We start from the raw sequence: 17,445 nt of genomic DNA, 5'->3' as shown, positions 1-17,445 counted from the left end.
GCCGCGCGGCCCGCCGCCGGGCCGGGTGCTGTGGTGCCGGGTCGTGTGCCGCTTGCTCCAGTGGTCGTACGAGCGGTGCGATCCGTAGCGGCCGTGTCGTTCGGGTCGGTGGTCTCCCTGGACGAGCCGGTCTCCCCGAGCCCGTGCCCGCCTGATGTGAGCCTCCGCACCACCGCTACGGCGCCGGCCTCCCTGGTCAGACCCACCTCGGTCCACGTCAGCCCGCCAGGCATGATGTCCCCGGGCCGGACGGGGCCCGGGTCGATCACCCGGATCGTGCCCACCCCGCTGGCCGCCAGCAGGGCGACGATCTGTGCTCCCACCCGTCCCGCCCCATAGACCCGCACCCGCATCTCCCTGCGGCGTAGCAGCATGCCGAGCCCGCCGTCCGGGGCCGTGGAGGCCAGATCGAGCGCATCAAGATCCGGTTTCAGCCGATCTCTTTCGGCCAGCGGCAAGTCGTGCAGGGGTGCGTGACTGATGGCGGCGTCGTGCAGGACGCCCTGCGCGGCCAGTTGCTCCAGCATGAACTGGGCGCGGATCTCGTCGAGCCCCGCAGCCTCCGCATCCTCCAGGACGCAGTCGAGCTCGCGAGTGCCGTCGAGGCCCTCGATCCACTGCCGGACGGCTTGGGGCAGGCCGCTCAATATGACGGCGCGGAGAGGGTGCACACCGTATTGGAGAGTTTGTTCGTCGCGGAGGGTCCGCCGGAGAGCTGGCTTCACACGTGGCCTCATGGCCGGAAGGGTTCCACGCCGGACCAAGATCCCGAGCCGGTTCGGCGCGGGCTGTGGATAACTCCGGCTGCGACGCGCGATCTGTGGATATCTCCAGGTGCCGCCACCCACCCGCTGCAAGGGACAGGGTCAGGTGAACAGGACGAGGGCTGAGGAGATGGGGCGAAAGCTGAGGAGGCGGGGCAAAGGGCTGAGGAGGCGGGGGACCAAGGCCAGACGAGGCGGGGACGAAGGCAGATGAGGCGGTGGCGAAGGCAAGAAGGGGCGGAGGGAAAGGTAGAGGAGGTGGAGGGGAGCGAACGGCTGAAAGGGGACAGGGCAGAAGACCGAAGAGGCGGCAAGGTGGGTGGGTGCAGGCCGAGGGCCGGGCGGACGGGTGGATGAGGAGCTGATCGTCCGAAGCCCCGGCAGGGTTACGCTGACCCGCATGAACGAGCTCTTGGTCGACCGCAGCGACGACGGAGTCGTCCTCATCACCCTCAACCGCCCCGACCTGCGCAACGCCATGACCGACGCCATGACCGCCCAATGGCGCGACACCATGGCCGACCTGGCGGCGGACCGCGACGCCCGCTGCGTCGTCGTCACCGGAGCGGGCACGGCGTTCTCCTCAGGCGGCGACCTGTCCTGGCTCGGCGAGCGCGGCACCGGCGCGGAGGCCGTGCCGCAGCTGCGCGACCGCATGCTCGCCTTCTACCGCACCTGGCTCATGGTCACCGAGCTCGAGATCCCCACGATCGCCGCCGTCAACGGCCCCGCCGTGGGAGCGGGCCTGTGCGTGGCGCTGGCCTGCGACCTCGTGTACGCCGCCGCCGACGCCAAGCTGCTGGCCCCGTTCACGTCACTGGGCCTGCACCCCGGCATGGCGGCCACGTACCTCCTGCCCAGGAGGGCGGGCGCGAGCCTGGCAAGGGAGATGCTCCTGACGGGCCGCACTCTGTCCGGAACGGAAGCTTCAGTTAAAGGTCTGGTAAATCAGACTTTTCCGAAAGATGACCTAATGTCGGAAGTCCAGGCCATCGCCACGAAGATCGCGCAGAATGCCCCCATTGCCACAAGGCTCACCAAAGTAGCCCTGAACCAAGACCATCAAGACCTGGAAGCCGCTCTGAGGTGGGAGTCCTTGGCCCAGCCCGTGACCATGGCCTCCGCCGACATGCTGGAGGGCCTGGCCGCACATCGGGAAAGGCGCATGCCCAAATTCACCGGCTCTTAATCATCTGACCAGCAGAAACAAGGTCCACCCTCTGTGGAATTTCGTCAGTCTCGGCTAACGTGCATATGTGCCCCCCGAGACAGTCGAGGTTCGTCGCAGCTCTCGTCGCCGGCGAACGGTCTCCGCCTACCGCGACGGCGACAAGACGATCGTGCTCCTGCCCGCCTGGCTGAGCGGCGAAGACGCCGATGAGTGGGTGAGCCGGATGCTGGATCGTCTGGCCGCCAAGGAACGCCGGCGAAGGCCGACCGACGAAGCCCTGCTGGAGCGGGCCAAGGAGCTGTCGCTCAGATATCTCGACGGCAAACCCGACCCGGCGAGCGTGCGCTGGGTGGACAACCAGCAGCACCGCTGGGGCTCGTGCACTCCGGAGAACGGCACGATAAGGATCTCCACCCGCCTCAAAGGCCTGCCGGAATGGGTCATCAACTACGTGATCATCCACGAGCTCGTGCACCTGCTGGTGCCCAGCCACGGGGCCAAGTTCTGGGCGCTGGTAGAACAGTATCCGAAGGCGGAGCGGGCGCGCGGGTTCCTGGAGGGATTCTCCGCCGCGGCCCACACGGCACCGGAGGAGTGTTGACGCGCATAGCCGCGGTTCTGGTACGACAGCGCATGGCACAGGCGGCGCCCCCCGGCGTCGACCCGCGGGAGTTCCTCGCGGCGGTGGCCGAGGACACCTATGAGATGGTCGCGGGCCTGGAGCTCGTCACCCCGGTCCTGATCACCAGTGTTCCGGAGCTGGAGGAGATCGTCTGGCCGGGCACCCAGGTGATCGCCATCGAGGACGACGAACCACTCAAGACGATCCTCAGCCGGCTGAGCGCCGACCAGATCGCGGTGATCTGCGCAGACGCGCCCGATCTGCCGCCGCTCCTGGTCGGCAAGCTGTTCAGGGAGCTGGGCAGGGCCGAGATCACGGTCTGCCCGGCGGCGGACGGCGGCGCCGTGGCCATGGCCTGCGCCCTCCCCGCACCCGGCTGGGCCGACCCGGACCTGGACGACCTGGACGTGGTGGCCGCCCTCCGCGCCCAGGCCCCGGGCTCACGCCGCGTCGCCACGACCCCCGGCTGGCATCGGCTGCGCACCCGCCAAGACGTCGAACGCCTCGACCCCGGCCTCGAAGGCTGGGACAACACCCGCGCCTTGATCGCCACTCGCTGAGCGGCGTCAGGGCACGGTGAGCTCGGCCAGCACGGCGCGGTGATCGGTGCCCGGCACGTCATGCACGCTGACCTCCCGGACGCCGGCCCGTTCGTCCACCAGCACGTGATCGATCGTGATGATCGGCGGCACCCGCTTGTTCGCCGGCCACGTCGGGATCAGCCCCGCCCCGACCTGGTCGGCCGCGTCCTTGTAGCCGCGGGCCAGCAGGCCGCGCATGGCGGCGTGGTCGAGTGAGGCGTTGAAGTCGCCCGCCAGGATCCGCACCCGGTCGGCCGAGGCGGACGGGAAGGCCGCCAGCGCCTCGTTCCAATCGCTGACCTGATCGCCCAGCGGCGGGAACGGGTGCGCGTCGATGAACTCGATCGGCTTCCCGCCGGGCAGCGAGATCAGCGCGGCCGGCATCTGGTGCCCGACCGGCGGCATCAGGTCCCAGAGCGGCTGCACCGGATGCTTGGAATAGAGCCCGCTGCCGCCGGCGCTCCACTCGTCCTGCAGCACGCGATGCGGCATCAGCTCCTTGAGCCCGGCCGCGTCCAGGTCGGCGACCGCGCCGGGCGTCAGCTCCTGCGTGCTCAGCACGTCAGGGTCGAACTCGCGCACCAGCTTCATGATCGTCTGTATGTCGGCTCTGCCGAACAGCATGTTGATCGTCATGACTTTGAGCGGCCTGCCCGCCGTGGCCTCCGCCGTGCCGAGCGCCCTGGGCAGCACCGCGAAGCCGAGCGCGGTCGTGGCCAGCAGCGCGACGGCGGTCGCGGCCCGCTTGCGGCCGACCGCGGCGATCAGGAGGGGGATCAGCGACCCCGCCGCGGCGTACGGGGTGGCGGTCATGATCTGCGTGGGCAGGGACCCGCGCTCCAGCCCGCCCACCCTGGCCACCGCCCAGACGGCGAACGGGGTCACGGCCAGCCAGGTCAACGCCGTCCCAGGGAACTTCCTGCGCTTGCGCGCGGGCGTCACGATCGTGCCTCCGACGGCAGAAGTCTCCACGCGGCCCCCCTTTGGAACGACGCAAAGAACTCTAGCCAAAGGCGCGTGAGCCCGAGGTGAGCGCGGCTTGTCCGCGTGCGGCCAACCGCCGCGTGGCCTCGTCGGACAGCTCGGGAATCCCGTCCACGGGGAACCAGCGCAGGTCCAGCGACTCCTCGCTGATCACCGCCTCGGCCCCGGGCGGCGCGACGGCCGCGTATTCGACGTCGAGGTGCCAGCTGCGCGGCGGATGACACCATACGGCGTGCTTGTCCACCGCCAGCGGCCCTGGCAGCAGCTCGAGCCCGGCGATCCCGGACTCCTCCTGGGCCTCCCGCAGCGCCGCCGCCCCGAGCGAGTCGTCGGAGACCTCGCAGTGCCCGCCCATGGGCAGCCACATGCCGGCCTTCGGATGCAGCGTGAGCAGCACGCGGGCGCCGTCGTGCGACAGCACCGCCGTGGTGGCAGTCAGATGCCCGGGCACGCATTCGCGCAGCATCGCGTCGTCGTGCGCGCCCAGGTGTTCCAGGAACTCCGTGCGCAGCGCCTCTTCCGCAGGCGTCGGCGCGGTCCAGGCGGACAGCACCGCGACCGCGTCCTCGTGCAGGCTCAACCCTTGTCGCCCTCGTCGTCGTCCGGCTTGGCCTCCAGCTGGGAGATGTCCCAGGCCGCCTCACCGCGTACGAAGGCCTCGGGGTCGTCGAGGTCCTCGGCCGTCGGCATGAGGTCGGGGTGACCCCACAGCGCGTCGCGACCGTCGACGCCGCGCTCGGTCTCCAGCGCGCGCCACAGCGCCGCCGCCTCGCGCAGCCGCCTGGGCCGCAGCTCCAGCCCCACCAGGGTGCCGAACGTCAGCTCGGCGGGACCGCCGGTGGCGCGGCGCCTGCGTACGGTCTCGGCCAGGGCCACGGCGGAGGGCAGCTTGCCCTCGGCGGCCCGGTCGACCACGGTCGCCACCCACCCCTCGACCAGGGCGAGCATCGTCTCCAGGCGGGCCAGGGCGGCCTTCTGCCGCTCGGTCTCCTCGGGCTTGAGCAGGTTTCCGCCGCTCAGCGCCTCCTGGATCGCCTCGGGATTGTTGATGTCGAGCCCGCGGATCTGCTCTTCGAGCGCCGAGGTGTCGACCGTGATGCCCTTGGCGTATTCCTCGACCGCGCCGAGCAGGTGCGAGCGCAGCCACGGCACGTGCTGGAACAGCCGGTGGTGCGCGGCCTCGCGCAGCGCCAGATAGAGCCTGATCTCGTCGGCCGGGCTCTCCAGGCCCTCGCTGAAGGAGGCGATGCCCCCGGGCAGCAGCGCGGCGGTGTCCGACAGCGGCAGGCCGATGTCGGTGGTGCCGACCACCTCGCGGGCCAGCGAGCCGATGGCCTGGCCGATCTGCTGGCCGACCATCATGCCGCCCATCTGCTTGAGCATGCCCATCAGCGGCCCGGCCATCTGCTGGGCCTCGGGCGGCAGCCCGGAGCCGCCGAGCGCGCCGCCCATGGTCTCGACCATGCGCTCGGCGATCGGCTCGCAAAGTTTGCGCCAAATCGGGACCGTGTTCTCGATCCACTCGGACCTGCTCCAGGCCCGCGGATTCGACACGCCGCTGGGCAGTGTCGTCGCCTCGTTCAGCCACAGGTCGGCCAGGCTCAGGGCGTCGACGATCTGCCGGCGCTCGCCTTCCATGACGCTGGGGTCGCCCTCGGCGACCACCGCGTGCCTGGCGATGTTCTTCGCCATGTCCCAGTTGACAGGGCCGGAGCCCTGAGGCGCCGACAGCATGTCGGCGAACTGGCGCATCGCCTGAGCCATCTGCTCAGGGTTGCCGAACATGGCGAACGGGTTTTCGTTAGGGTCGTTTTCGCGACCTGGCAGGTCAGTCACCGCTCTACCTCGTGCAGGATGGAGGAGTCCACATCCGCCACGTTAGTCGTCCTACGGCGGATCAGTGCAAAGTGAGGACCTGGTGCCTACCTCGAAACGCCCGCGCCAACCTGTCGTAGCCGTCACGGGCGCGGCCTCCGGCCTAGGCCGCGAGTTGCTCGCAAGGCTCGTATCCTCCGCGGATTTCCGCAGGGTGGTGGCCATTGACGAAGAACGCGGTGATGTTCAGGAAGCCACCTGGAGGGTGATCGACGTACGAGATCCGCTCTTGGCGAACCGGATCTCGGACATCGACGTCCTGGTCCATCTGGCCGGTGACTACGCGGTCGACTCCGATCCGGGGGAGCGGCGGGCGTACAACCTGCGTGCCGCCCAGACGGTGCTGACCGCCTGCGCCGCTGCGCGCGTGCGGCGGGTGGTGCTGGTCACCAGCGCCATGGTCTACGGCGCCGCACCCGACAACGAGGTGCCGCTGGCGGAGGACGCCCCTGTGGCGGCCGAGCCGGACACCGGCGTCGTGGGCGACTTCCTGGAGATCGAGTCCCTCGTGCGCCGATCGCTGCGCAGCCATCCCGGGCTCGAAGTGACCGTGCTGCGCCCGGCCGCGGTCGTCGGCCCCGGCGTCGACACCGTGATCACCCGCCACTTCGAGTCGCCCAGGCTGCTGACCGTCAAGGGCTGCAGCCCGCACTGGCAGTTCTGCCACATCGACGACCTGCTCTCGGCGCTGGAGCTGGCCGCACGCGGCGCCGTCACCGGCGTGCTCGCGGTGGGCTCCGACGGGTGGATGGAGCAGGAGACCGTCGAGGGGCTGTCCGGCATCCGCAGCCTGGAGCTGCCCGCTGGGCTGACGTTCGGCACGGCTCAGCGGCTCCACCGGCTCGGCATCACCCCGGCTCCGGCGACCGACCTGCACTACGTCGTCTATCCGTGGGTCGTCGACTGCGCCACGCTGCGCGAGGCGGGCTGGAAGCCGGCCTGGACCAACGAGGCCGCGTTCGAGCAGCTCCTGGAGCTGCGGGAAAACCGGACGACCGTGGTCGGCAGGCGCCTGCCCGTCAAGGAGGCCACGCTCACCGCCGCGGGCGCCACGGTGGCCGTCATCGGCACCGCCGCGATCGTCCGCCAGGTACGCAAGAAGCGCCGCCAATAAGGATCTACCGGAAATTTCCCCAAACGGACTCCCGCCATCGCGCTGACCAGGCACGACGGCAAATCGGCAGTCCGGCGGGGAGATTTCTTGTTGGTAGGCTCTTTTCCGTGGACGTCATCCGCCTGCTCGGCATCCGTGACACCCCGCTCTCCGTCGACGAGGTGCTGGCCGCCGTGGGCGACCACGCCGCCGGCGGGACGACGATCTTCGTGGGCACCGTGCGCGAGCAGGACCATGGGAAACCGGTGACGGGGCTGTCCTACTCGGCGCACCCCACGGCGGAGACCGAGCTGCGCCAGGTCGCGGAGAAGATCGCCGCCGACTTCCCCGTGACGGCGCTGGCCGCCGTCCACCGGGTCGGCGATCTGAAGCTCGGTGACACGGCCGTCATCGTCGCGGTGGCCGCGCCGCACAGGGACGAGGCGTTCCAGGCTTCGCGCAGACTGATCGACGACCTCAAGTCGCACGTCCCGATCTGGAAACACCAGACGTTCGCCGACGGCGAGACCGAATGGGTCGGCGCCGGCGAATAAGCTCATCACCATGTCAAGACGCGCCCTGACCCTGCTGCTGGCCGGATTTCTCGTGCTCGCGCTCGGCGTGGTGGGCGCGTTCAGGCCGGTCCCGTACGTCGTGCTCAGCCCCGGGCCGACGGAGAACACGATCGGCGAGGTCGACAAGAAGCCCGTGATCTCGATCAAGGGGCGGGAGACCTACCCGACCAGCGGCGCGCTGAGCCTCGTCACGGTGGCCTACCAGGGCGGCCCCGCCGCGCAGATCGACCTCCTGACGGCGTTGCGCGGGTGGATCGACCCGACCGTGGCGGTGGTCCCGCAGGAGACCATCTTCGCTCCCGACCGCAACCCCAAGGAGGTCGAGGAGGAGAACATGGTCGAGATGACCAACTCCCAAGACTCGGCCACCGCCGCCGCGCTCAACGAGCTCAAGATCCACTACGACATGGTCGTGACGGTCGTGTCCACGGAGAAGGGCAAACCGGCCGACGGCAAGCTGCAGAAGGGCGACGAGATCAACGCCGTCGACGGCAAGCCGGCGAAGGACGTCGACGTCGTCGGCGACACGGTCAAGGCGCACAAGCCGGGCGACAACGTGGTCTTCAACGTCACCAGGGGCAAGGAGAAGCACGACGTCACCGTGCAGGCGGTGGCGGGCCCCAAGGGGCAGACCCTGGTGGGCGTGCTGATGCAGGCGAAATACAAGTTCCCCTTCGACGTCGACATCAATGTCGGCGACGTCGGCGGGCCGAGCGCCGGGCTGATGTTCTCGCTCGGCATATTCGACAAGCTCACGCCGGGCCCGCTCACCGGCGGCAAGCAGGTCGCCGGCACGGGCACGATGGAGCCGGAGGGAAAGGTCGGCCCGATCGGGGGCATCGCCCAGAAGATGGTCGGCGCGAAAGACTCGGGCGCGACCGTCTTCCTGACCCCCGCCGACAACTGCGCCGAGGCCGTGAAGGCGGTGCCCGACGGCCTCCGGCTGGTCAAGGCCGACACGCTGCACAACGCGGTGCTGGCGCTCGACGCGCTGCGCACGGGCCAGGGAAACGTTCCGGCATGTGAGGCCGGATGAAACTTCTGGGCATCGCCATGCGTTAGCCGTACGGCTGGCACTGCGGTGTAGGTTGCCAGACACGGACCGTTTCTTCATTACGACGAGGGGTTGGCCTTGAGCTTCCGGACCCCAGGAGCCGGCAGGGCAATGCGCTTGCCCCGCCGACCGCGACTGCTTCTGCCTGTGGCGATCGCCCTAGTGGCGATCGTGGCCTTGTTCTTTCTCTTTTCGGGCATTTATACCGACTATCTATGGTTTGACGCGACCAACTTCACGACGGTCTTCACCGGCGTGCTGCTGACCCAGATCGTGCTGTTCCTCGTGGGAGCGGTGCTGATGGTCGGCATCGCCGGCGGCAACATGCTGCTGGCCTTCCGCATGCGGCCCATGTTCGGGCCGGCGTCGTTCGGCGGCGGGAGCGGCGCCGACCGCTACCGCATGGCGCTCGACCCCCATCGCAAGCTGATCTTCATCGTCGGCATGGGCCTGCTCGCGCTCTTCACCGGCTCCTCGTTCGCGGGGCAGTGGAAGACGTGGCTCCAGTACATCAACGGTGCGGCGTTCGGCAAGCAGGACCAGCTGTTCAAGATGGACGTGTCGTTCTTCATGTTCGACTACCCGTTCATCCGGATGGTCCTGAACTTCCTGTTCACCGCCGTGATCATCTCGATCGTGCTGGCCGCCATCACGCACTACCTCTACGGCGGGTTCCGCCTGCAGTCGCCGGGCGTGCACGCCTCAAGGGCGGCGCGGACGCATCTGTCGCTGCTGCTGGGCATCTTCGTGCTGCTCAAGGCCGTCGCCTACTGGGTCGACCGTTACGGCCTGGTCTTCTCCGACCGTGGTTTCGTGCACGGCGCCTCCTATACCGACGTCAACGCCGTGCTGCCGGCCAAGACCATCCTCGCGATCATCGCGCTGATCTGCGCCGCGCTGTTCTTCGCGGGCGTCGTGCGGCCCGGCGGCATGCTGCCGGGAGTCTCCTTCGGCCTGCTCGTTCTCTCGGCCATCCTGATCGGCGGCGTCTACCCGGCGCTGGTCGAGCAGTTCCAGGTCAAGCCGAACCAGCAGGGCAAGGAGGCCGCGTACATCCAGCGCAACATCGAGGCGACGCGGCAGTCGTACAACGTCGACAAGACCGAGGTCGAGACGTACAACGCGGTGGCCGACCCGGCGAAGGTCCAGGCCAACACCGACACGTCCGTCTCCGGCGTCCGGCTGCTCGACCCGGCGCTGGTCTCCTCCACCTACGAGCAGACGCAGCGCATCAGGGGCTTCTACAGCTTCGCCGAGCCGCTCGACGTCGACCGCTACAACGACGGCACCGGCAAGCTGGTCGACCACATCGTCGGCGTACGCGAGATGAGCGCGCCGCCCGAGGCCCAGAACAACTGGATCAACAAGGCCCTGGTCTACACCCACGGCTACGGCTTCGTCGCCGCTCCGGGCAACAAGGTCGACTCCAGCGGCCTGCCCGACTACGACGCCAAGGACATGCCGGTCATCGGCCCGCTGGCGGCCAGCGCCAAGCTCCAGGAGCCGCGCGTCTACTACGGCGAGTCGCCTTCCTCGGCCGAATACGTCATCGCCGGCGGCAATCCGAACAACCCGCAGGAGCTCGACTACCCGGAGACGGGCGGTACGGGCCAGAAGAACACGACCTACACCGGCCAGGGCGGCGTGCCCGTCGGCTCGTTCCTGAACAGGCTCGTCTACGCCGCCAAGTACGGCGAGAAGAACATCCTGCTCTCGGGCGACATCAACGACAATTCCAAGATCCTGTACGTGCGCAACCCGCGCGAGCGGATCGAGAAGGTCGCGCCCTTCCTCACCCTCGACGGCAACCCCTACCCGGCCATCGTCGACGGGCGCATCACCTGGATCGTGGACGGCTACACCACGTCCAACGACTACCCGTACGCGCAGAGCGAGAGCCTCGGCGACATGACGCGCGACACGACGAGCGACCGTCGCGTGATCGCCCAGCAGCCGAGCGACCGGATCAACTACATCCGCAACTCGGTCAAGGCCACCGTCGACGCCTACGACGGCACGGTCAAGCTCTACGGGTGGGACAACAACGACCCGGTGCTCAAGACGTGGAGCAACGCCTTCCCCGGCATCATCAGGCCGGCCTCGGAGATGAGCGCCGACCTGCGCAGCCACGTCCGCTACCCGGAAGACCTGTTCAAGGTGCAGCGCTACACGCTGTCGCGCTACCACATCACCAACCCGGCCGCCTTCTACAGCGGCCAGGACTTCTGGAACGTCCCCAACGACCCGACCCAGGGCTCCCAGAATGTCAAGCAGCCGCCCTACTACCTGACCACCACGATGCCGGGCGGCTCGCCGACGTTCTCGCTGACGACCACGTTCGTGCCGCGACAGGGGCCCAACCTGGCGGCGTTCATGGCGGTCGACTCGTCGGGCGGCTCGGGCTACGGGCGAATGCGCATCCTGCGCATGCCATCCAGCACGCCCATACCGGGTCCAGGACAAGCCCAAAACTCCTTCCAGAGCCGCTTCGCCGGTGAGCTCAACCTGCTGGGAGTGGGCGCCTCGTCGGTCCGGTACGGAAATCTCCTGACGCTCCCGTACGCGGGCGGCCTGGTCTACATCGAGCCGGTGTACATCCAGGTGGCCGCGGGCGGCGGGCAGGAGCCGTACCCGATCCTGCAACGGGTCCTGGTGTCCTTCGGCAGCAAGATCGGTGTGGCGCGCACGCTGGAAGAGGCTCTGACAGAGATCTTCGGCGGGGAACAGAACCAGCAACCCACCGAGCAACAGCAGACCACGCCCAACGCGCAGACCAACACGGCCCTCAACTCGGCGATCTCGAACGCCAAGAAGGCGTACGAGGACGCGCAGAAGGCCCTTCAGGCCAGTCCACCCGACTGGGATGCCTACGGAGACGCCCAGAAGCGGCTCCAGGACGCTCTGAAGGCCCTCGAAGGGGCGAACACGCGGCAGCCAGCACCTTCGGCGAGTCCCACGGCCTCGCCGCCGGCTTCAGCGGCGCCGTCGGCGTCGCCTACGGCCACAGGTTCGCCACCGCCGTCACCGTCACCGTCGGGGTAGTAGGCGGTTCAGTTTGCGCCCGCCCCGCGTCGCCGATAGTGTTAAGACACACACCGACGCGGGGTGGAGCAGTTCGGTAGCTCGCTGGGCTCATAACCCAGAGGTCGCAGGTTCAAATCCTGCCCCCGCTACAAAGTGACAAGGCTCGGAGGTTCGCCCTCCGGGCCTTCTTGCTTTACCCGGCAGTCGAAATGCATCCGGAAGATCCACAAGAAGTCCGGGACATTCCACTGTCGGGAGGGGGTATAGTTATGAACGTAACGCCGACGCGGGGTGGAGCAGTTCGGTAGCTCGCTGGGCTCATAACCCAGAGGTCGTAGGTTCAAATCCTGCCCCCGCTACCAAAGGAAAGACCCGGTCTCCGGAAACGGAGGCCGGGTCTTTCTGCGTTTCACCACTTCGATGGATTGCTCCGGGCGGCCTGCCGGTGATTACATGATTACATGACCGATAAGGCAGTGCCGACCCTCTACGAGTGGGCAGGCGGCACCGAGGCGCTCAACCGGCTGACCGAGACCTTCTACCGCAGCGTCCTCAAGGACGACCTGATCGGGCCGCTGTTCGCGCACATGGACCCGGGTCATCCGCAACACGTCGCCATGTGGCTCGGCGAGGTCTTCGGCGGGCCCGGCCGCTACACCGAGGAGCGCGGCGGCTATCCCAGCATGCTCCGTCACCACCTCGGCAAGGCGATCACCGAGCCGCAACGCCGCAGGTGGGTGAGCCTGCTCATGGACGCGGCCGACGAGGTGGGGCTGCCCGACGACCCCGAGTTCCGTGCCGCGTTCGCCGGCTACATCGAATGGGGCACGAGGCTGGCCAAGCACAATTCCCAGCCGGGGGCCGAGCCGCCGGGAGAGGCTCCGGTGCCGCACTGGGGCTGGGGGGTCGCGCCGCCGTACCAGCCGTAACCTGGAGGAATGGAAGGCAGGCCGCGCGGCAGACTGCGCGTCTACCTGGGCGCGGCGCCCGGCGTGGGCAAGACGTTCGCCATGCTGAGCGAGGCCCGGCGGGCCGGCGAGCGTGGCAAGGACGTGGTCGTGGGCCTCGTCGAGACCCACGATCGGGCGCTCACGGCCCGCCTGCTCGACGGGCTGGAGATCCTGCCCAGGCAGAGCGTGTCCTACCGGGGCGCGACGTTCACCGAGCTCGACGCCGGCGCGGTCGTCGCGCGCGCCCCCAAGGTCGCCGTGATCGACGAGCTCGCCCACACGAACGTCCCCGGCTCCCGCAACGCCAAGCGCTGGCAGGACATCGAGGAGATCCTCGACGCCGGGATCGACGTGATCACCACCGTCAACATCCAGCACCTCGAATCGCTGAACGACGTGGTCGAGCAGATCACCGGCGTGCCCCAGCGCGAGACCGTGCCCGACGAGGTCGTCCGGCGGGCCGACCAGATCGAGCTGGTCGACATGTCGCCGGAGGCGCTGCGCCGCCGGATGGCACACGGCAACGTCTATCCGCTGGAACGGGTGGACGCCGCGCTCGCCAACTACTTCCGCGTCGGCAACCTGACCGCTCTGCGGGAGCTCGCGCTGCTCTGGGTGGCGGACAAGGTGGACGAACAACTCGACCGCTACCGTACGGACCACTCCATCGCGACCACCTGGGAGACCCGCGAGCGCGTGCTCGTCGCGCTCACGGGCGGCAAGGAAGGGGACACGCTCGTACGGCGGGCCGCGCGCATCGCCGACCGCAGCAAGGGCGCGGACCTGCTGGCCGTGCACATCACCAGGGCCGACGGCCTGGCCTCCGGCGGCGACCCCGCACATCTGGTACGCCAGCGCACCCTCGTCGAGGACCTCGGCGGGACCTACCACCAGGTGGTCGGCGACGACATCCCGCGCGCGCTGCTCGATTTCGCCCGTGGCGTCAACGCCACCCAGCTCGTGCTCGGCGCGTCCAGAAGGGGGCGGTTCGCGCAGCTCCTGTCGCGCGGGGTGGGCGTGACGACGGCGATGCTGGCGGGGGCGATCGACGTCCACATGGTTCCGCACGAAGCGGTGCGGAAGGGGCGTGCTCGGCCCGGTCCTGAAGCCGCGCTGACGCGCACGCGGCGGCTGTCCGGCTGGGCGCTGGCGCTGCTCGGCCTGCCGCTGCTCGCGGCCGCGCTCATCCCGCTGCGCCTCACCCTGCCCAGCGAGATCCTGCTCTTCCTGCTGCTCGTTGTAGGGGTCGCCCTGGCCGGCGGCATGTGGCCCGCGCTGACGGCGGCGATCCTCGCGTTCGGGCTGCTCAACTGGTTCTTCACGCCACCCGTGCGGACGCTGACCATCGCCGAGCCGGAGAACGTGCTCGCGCTGGCCATCTTCTTGCTGGTGGCGGCCATGGTCAGCGCGGTCGTCGACCTGGCCGCCCGGCGCAGCAGGGAGGCGGCGCGCTCGCGGGCCGACGCCGAGGTGCTGTCCACGCTGGCCGGTCACGTCCTGCGAGGCGAGTCGGCGCTGCCGTCGCTGATGAGCCGGCTGCGCGAGACGTTCGGACTGACATCGGTGACGCTGCTCGAACGAGGCGGCGGGCCCGCACCGGAGCGGCCGGGTGGAGCCTTCCCCGACGACTGGCGGATCGCCTCCACCTCGGGGGGCGTGCCGTCCACCAGCCCGGGGGAGGCCGACACCGATGTCGTGATCGACGAGCAGCTCGTGCTCGCCGCCCAGGGGAGGCTGCTCGACGCCAGCGATCGGCGGGTGCTGGAGGCGTTCGCGGCGCAGGCGGCGGTCGCGCTGCGGCAGCAGCGGCTGCGGGCGGTGGCCGAGCGGGCCGAGCCGCTCGCCGAGGTCGACCGCATGCGTACGGCCCTGCTCGCCGCCGTCGGCCACGACCTGCGCACCCCGCTGGCCGCGGCCATGGCCTCGGTCGAGAGCCTGCGCAGCACGGACGTGGACTGGTCGGAGGAGGACCGCGCCGAGCTGCTCGCCGCGGCCGACGAGTCGCTGATCAAGCTGAAGCGGCTCGTCTCGAACCTGCTCGACATGAGCCGCCTCCAGGCCGGAGCCCTCGGAGTGGCCCTGATCCCGATGGCCATCGAGGACGTCCTGCCGCACGCCATCGACGACCTCGGTCCCGCGAGCGACCGGATCAAGACCGGCATTCCGCCAGGGCTGCCCGAGCTCGTGGCCGACCCCGCGCTGCTGGAACGGGTGCTCGTCAACCTGATGACGAACGCCGTCCGCTACAGCCCGGCCGGAGAGGGCGTGCTCGTCGCCGCGAGCTGGCACGGCGAACACGTGGAGATCCGCGTCATCGACCGGGGCCCTGGCATTCCGCTGGAGGCGCACGAGAAGGTGTTCATGCCCTTCCAGCGGCTCGGCGACCGTGACAACCACGCGGGGGTGGGTCTCGGCCTCGCGCTCTCGCGCGGGCTCACCGAGGCGATGGGCGGCACCCTGGCGCCGGAGGACACACCCGGAGGGGGACTGACCATGACCATCTCGCTGCGGCGCGCCGCATGACCCGCGTACTCGTGGTGGACGACGAGCCGCAGCTCCTGCGCGCGCTTCGCGTCAACCTGACCGCCAGGCAGTACGAGGTCGCGGTCGCGCCGGACGGCGGCTCGGCGCTGCGCCAGGCCGCCGAGTGGCATCCCGACCTGATCATCCTCGACCTGGGGCTGCCCGACCTCGACGGCGTGGAGGTCATCCAGGGGCTGCGGGGCTGGACCTCGATCCCGATCATCGTCCTGTCGGGGCGCGCGGACAGCTCGGACAAGGTGGACGCGCTGGACGCGGGCGCGGACGACTACGTGACCAAGCCGTTCGGCATCGACGAGCTGATGGCGCGCGTCCGCGCGGTGACCCGCCGGACGAGCCGGCAGGAGGAGGAGCTCGCCACGGTACGAGTGGGGGAGCGCATCGTCGACCTCACCAGCAAGACGATCTCGGGCGGGGTACGCCTGACGCCCACCGAGTGGCACTTCCTGGAGATCCTGCTCAGGAACCCGGGCAAGCTGATCAGCCAGCGGCAGCTGCTGACCGAGGTGTGGGGCCACGCGTATCTGAAGGAGACGCACTATCTGCGGCAGTACATGGCCCAGCTCCGGCGCAAACTCGAACGCGACCCGGCGCGTCCGGTCCATCTGCTGACCGAGCAGGGCATGGGGTACCGGTTCCAGCCCTAAGGGGTTTTCCGGGGCCTTCTCAGGCCTTGCCGAACATCGAGACCGCCTTCAGGACGGCCCAGCCGATCAGCAGGGTGCCGAAGACGACCTGCGTGATGCGCATCCAGGGGGCAGAGAGCTCATCGGCGTAGACGACGACGCCCACCCACATCAGGCCAAATATGCCGACTAGGAGGACTGCCGCCCAGTTCAAGCTGCGCTGCCACATATGCGCAGTCTTGCAGCCGACCGACCAAGGTCCGGTATGCCCGCAGTTGTCATGGGGTCAGCGGAGAGTCCCGGTTCTTCCCGGGCGACCCTCCTGCCTGAGGGGGTCGCCCGGGGCCGTGTACCTGGGGATCATGAGCGCGCGTACCTGGGGACGCGGCCTCTCTCAGGACGCGTCCACTGGGGATGTCGCCCAAGGGACTCGGGGACTCGAGGGCTCGAGGGCTTGGGGGCTTGGGGGACTTGAGGGCTTGGGGACACCCTCTCGGGAGGGCGTCTACCTGGGAAGCCTCCTGCCGGTGCCGACGCAGCGGCGCAGGCGCATCCCGCGCGGTCGTCTCGGCGCGGCGTCCTCCAGCGCGGCGAGCAACGCGGCCGCCGTGCCGGCGTCGGCCAGGATGCGCTGCACGGCCTCGCCGTCCTCGGGCATCTGCCCTCGCGCGTCGAGCTCGTGCTTGATGAAGGCGAGGGGGTCGGACGCGGCCACGCACTCCGCCGCGACACTCGCCCGCGCCGCAGTCAGCAGGCGCAGGTAGTGGGTACGAAGCACGGCCTCGCGCATGCGAGCGTGTTCGAGATCGTCGATGAGAGTCCGGGCGACTCTCAGCAGGTCTCCGGCATGAGTCGCCTCATCGGCGAGAAAGGCGCGGATGTCATCAAACTCCGAGCGGGTCATAGCGGACACCTCCGAGAGCGCAGTCTGCTCGTAGGTACTTCGTACCGAGGGACGATTGCGGATGACTTGCCGACCGCTTGACTCGGAGGGACGCCCCACGAGGCCAGGCGGCCAGGTTTGAGCATCTGGTGGTGAGGGAACGACCCCATGATTACCTGAGTGTGCCGAAGCACGGGCGGCGGGCTGCTAGAGTTGCTTTCGCGCAGGGCGGTCAAGGGGTTCGCAGAACTCAGGAGAAGCCCGAAGCAAATCCCACTTCCTTCTCGGAACTTCCGGATGATTTCGCATCTGTTCGGAAGGGCTGGTAAGTTCGAGGGGTTGTCCCGGAAACGGGGCAGAGCTTAATTCCCGCAGGTCGAGCAAGTCCGGTCAATTTGACAGAGGCTTGAACGGCTGAAAGAATTAAGACACAACGAAAGAACGCAGAACGAAATGAACGCCCCCAAGCCGGGATCGCAAAGATTACGGTAACGGTGTACGCGTCCGTTTCTTGAGAACTCAACAGTGTGTTAAAAGCCAGTGCATGAAATACCATGCATAACCCCGTCGAAACAGTTTCGGCTGTTTTGATGGATTCCTTTTTGGTTGGGATACAACCACTTTTCCAAGCATTTTTTGGAGAGTTTGATCCTGGCTCAGGACGAACGCTGGCGGCGTGCTTAACACATGCAAGTCGAGCGG

The 17,445-nt window shown here is 68.7% G+C and carries 16 protein-coding genes, 2 tRNA genes and 1 rRNA gene; 13 read left to right on the top strand and 6 right to left on the bottom strand.

Annotation, left to right across the window (positions count from 1 at the left end; genetic code table 11):
• Window positions 1-671: ThiF family adenylyltransferase (locus ABEA43_RS66715; protein WP_345580981.1), on the bottom strand; the 671-nt coding region annotated here is incomplete at its 3' end.
• Window positions 672-1,164: 493 nt separating this feature from the next.
• Here ABEA43_RS66715 and ABEA43_RS66710 point away from each other — a divergent pair.
• From ABEA43_RS66710 to ABEA43_RS66700, 3 genes are all read left to right on the top strand, one after another.
• Window positions 1,165-1,953: an enoyl-CoA hydratase/isomerase family protein gene (locus ABEA43_RS66710; RefSeq protein WP_345580978.1), complete on the top strand. Its 789-nt coding sequence runs from the start codon at window positions 1,165-1,167 to the stop codon at window positions 1,951-1,953.
• Window positions 1,954-2,020: 67 nt separating this feature from the next.
• Complete coding sequence (locus ABEA43_RS66705; RefSeq protein WP_345580975.1) at window positions 2,021-2,536, top strand: M48 metallopeptidase family protein; 516 nt, start codon at window positions 2,021-2,023, stop codon at window positions 2,534-2,536.
• Window positions 2,533-3,117, top strand: coding sequence for a hypothetical protein (locus ABEA43_RS66700; protein ID WP_345580972.1), 585 nt, complete (start codon window positions 2,533-2,535; stop codon window positions 3,115-3,117). The genes ABEA43_RS66705 and ABEA43_RS66700 overlap by 4 nt, the downstream gene beginning before the upstream one ends.
• Window positions 3,118-3,123: 6 nt before the next feature.
• Here ABEA43_RS66700 and ABEA43_RS66695 read toward each other — a convergent pair whose 3' ends face one another.
• Genes ABEA43_RS66695 through ABEA43_RS66685 form a run of 3 tightly spaced genes read right to left on the bottom strand, consistent with a single transcriptional unit; the run spans window position 3,124 to window position 5,907 of the window.
• Window positions 3,124-4,110, bottom strand: coding sequence for an endonuclease/exonuclease/phosphatase family protein (locus ABEA43_RS66695; protein ID WP_345580969.1), 987 nt, complete (start codon window positions 4,108-4,110; stop codon window positions 3,124-3,126).
• A gap of 31 nt (window positions 4,111-4,141) precedes the next feature.
• On the bottom strand, window positions 4,142-4,702 hold the full coding sequence (locus tag ABEA43_RS66690) for an NUDIX hydrolase (RefSeq protein WP_345580966.1): 561 nt from the start codon (window positions 4,700-4,702) through the stop codon (window positions 4,142-4,144).
• Window positions 4,699-5,907, bottom strand: a complete 1,209-nt coding sequence (locus ABEA43_RS66685) for a zinc-dependent metalloprotease (protein WP_345580963.1) — start codon at window positions 5,905-5,907, stop codon at window positions 4,699-4,701. Before ABEA43_RS66685 ends, ABEA43_RS66690 begins: the two co-directional genes overlap by 4 nt.
• Window positions 5,908-6,037: 130 nt before the next feature.
• Between ABEA43_RS66685 and ABEA43_RS66680 the strand changes: the two genes are divergently transcribed.
• From ABEA43_RS66680 to ABEA43_RS66640, 9 genes are all read left to right on the top strand, one after another.
• Window positions 6,038-7,111: an NAD-dependent epimerase/dehydratase family protein gene (locus ABEA43_RS66680; RefSeq protein ID WP_345580984.1), complete on the top strand. Its 1,074-nt coding sequence runs from the start codon at window positions 6,038-6,040 to the stop codon at window positions 7,109-7,111.
• A gap of 107 nt (window positions 7,112-7,218) precedes the next feature.
• Window positions 7,219-7,644, top strand: a complete 426-nt coding sequence (locus ABEA43_RS66675; protein ID WP_345580960.1) for a molybdenum cofactor biosynthesis protein MoaE — start codon at window positions 7,219-7,221, stop codon at window positions 7,642-7,644.
• Window positions 7,645-7,654: 10 nt separating this feature from the next.
• Window positions 7,655-8,701: a YlbL family protein gene (locus ABEA43_RS66670; protein WP_345580957.1), complete on the top strand. Its 1,047-nt coding sequence runs from the start codon at window positions 7,655-7,657 to the stop codon at window positions 8,699-8,701.
• 129 nt (window positions 8,702-8,830) lie between these two features.
• On the top strand, window positions 8,831-11,761 hold the full coding sequence (locus tag ABEA43_RS66665; protein ID WP_345580954.1) for a UPF0182 family membrane protein: 2,931 nt from the start codon (window positions 8,831-8,833) through the stop codon (window positions 11,759-11,761).
• 57 nt (window positions 11,762-11,818) lie between these two features.
• Window positions 11,819-11,892, top strand: a tRNA-Met gene (locus ABEA43_RS66660).
• A gap of 136 nt (window positions 11,893-12,028) precedes the next feature.
• Window positions 12,029-12,105, top strand: a tRNA-Met gene (locus tag ABEA43_RS66655).
• Between the two features lie 99 nt (window positions 12,106-12,204).
• Window positions 12,205-12,672, top strand: coding sequence for a group II truncated hemoglobin (locus tag ABEA43_RS66650; protein WP_345580951.1), 468 nt, complete (start codon window positions 12,205-12,207; stop codon window positions 12,670-12,672).
• 9 nt (window positions 12,673-12,681) lie between these two features.
• Complete coding sequence (locus ABEA43_RS66645) at window positions 12,682-15,216, top strand: DUF4118 domain-containing protein (protein WP_345580948.1); 2,535 nt, start codon at window positions 12,682-12,684, stop codon at window positions 15,214-15,216.
• Window positions 15,213-15,881 carry a response regulator gene (locus ABEA43_RS66640; RefSeq protein WP_345580945.1) on the top strand — a complete coding sequence of 223 codons (669 nt, stop codon included), beginning with the start codon at window positions 15,213-15,215 and terminating at the stop codon, window positions 15,879-15,881. Before ABEA43_RS66645 ends, ABEA43_RS66640 begins: the two co-directional genes overlap by 4 nt.
• A 19-nt stretch (window positions 15,882-15,900) precedes the next feature.
• Here the strand turns inward: ABEA43_RS66640 and ABEA43_RS66635 are convergent, their stop codons facing one another.
• Window positions 15,901-16,032 carry a hypothetical protein gene (locus tag ABEA43_RS66635; RefSeq protein ID WP_345580942.1) on the bottom strand — a complete coding sequence of 44 codons (132 nt, stop codon included), beginning with the start codon at window positions 16,030-16,032 and terminating at the stop codon, window positions 15,901-15,903.
• A gap of 333 nt (window positions 16,033-16,365) precedes the next feature.
• On the bottom strand, window positions 16,366-16,764 hold the full coding sequence (locus tag ABEA43_RS66630; protein ID WP_345580939.1) for a hypothetical protein: 399 nt from the start codon (window positions 16,762-16,764) through the stop codon (window positions 16,366-16,368).
• 612 nt (window positions 16,765-17,376) lie between these two features.
• On the opposite strand from ABEA43_RS66630, the gene ABEA43_RS66625 reads away from it, so the two are divergent.
• A 16S ribosomal RNA gene (locus ABEA43_RS66625) occupies window positions 17,377-17,445 on the top strand; the annotation flags it as partial.

The sequence above is a fragment of the Nonomuraea rosea genome (genome assembly GCF_039539705.1).
Taxonomy (GTDB): domain Bacteria; phylum Actinomycetota; class Actinomycetes; order Streptosporangiales; family Streptosporangiaceae; genus Nonomuraea; species Nonomuraea rosea.
Note: the sequence above shows the minus strand (reverse complement) of the source record. Positions and strands in the feature narration are given on the sequence as shown.

Bases quoted from the DNA above. Each gene is read 5' to 3' on its own strand.
- ABEA43_RS66710 (WP_345580978.1), top strand. From the start codon at position 1,165: ATGAACGAGCTCTTGGTCGACCGCAGCGACGACGGAGTCGTCCTCATC.
- ABEA43_RS66685 (WP_345580963.1), bottom strand. From the start codon at position 5,907: ATGTTCGGCAACCCTGAGCAGATGGCTCAGGCGATGCGCCAGTTCGCC.
- ABEA43_RS66670 (WP_345580957.1), top strand. From the start codon at position 7,655: ATGTCAAGACGCGCCCTGACCCTGCTGCTGGCCGGATTTCTCGTGCTC.
- ABEA43_RS66665 (WP_345580954.1), top strand. From the start codon at position 8,831: ATGCGCTTGCCCCGCCGACCGCGACTGCTTCTGCCTGTGGCGATCGCC.
- ABEA43_RS66650 (WP_345580951.1), top strand. From the start codon at position 12,205: ATGACCGATAAGGCAGTGCCGACCCTCTACGAGTGGGCAGGCGGCACC.
- ABEA43_RS66645 (WP_345580948.1), top strand. From the start codon at position 12,682: ATGGAAGGCAGGCCGCGCGGCAGACTGCGCGTCTACCTGGGCGCGGCG.
- ABEA43_RS66640 (WP_345580945.1), top strand. From the start codon at position 15,213: ATGACCCGCGTACTCGTGGTGGACGACGAGCCGCAGCTCCTGCGCGCG.
- ABEA43_RS66635 (WP_345580942.1), bottom strand. From the start codon at position 16,032: ATGTGGGTGGGCGTCGTCGTCTACGCCGATGAGCTCTCTGCCCCCTGG.
- ABEA43_RS66630 (WP_345580939.1), bottom strand. From the start codon at position 16,764: ATGACCCGCTCGGAGTTTGATGACATCCGCGCCTTTCTCGCCGATGAG.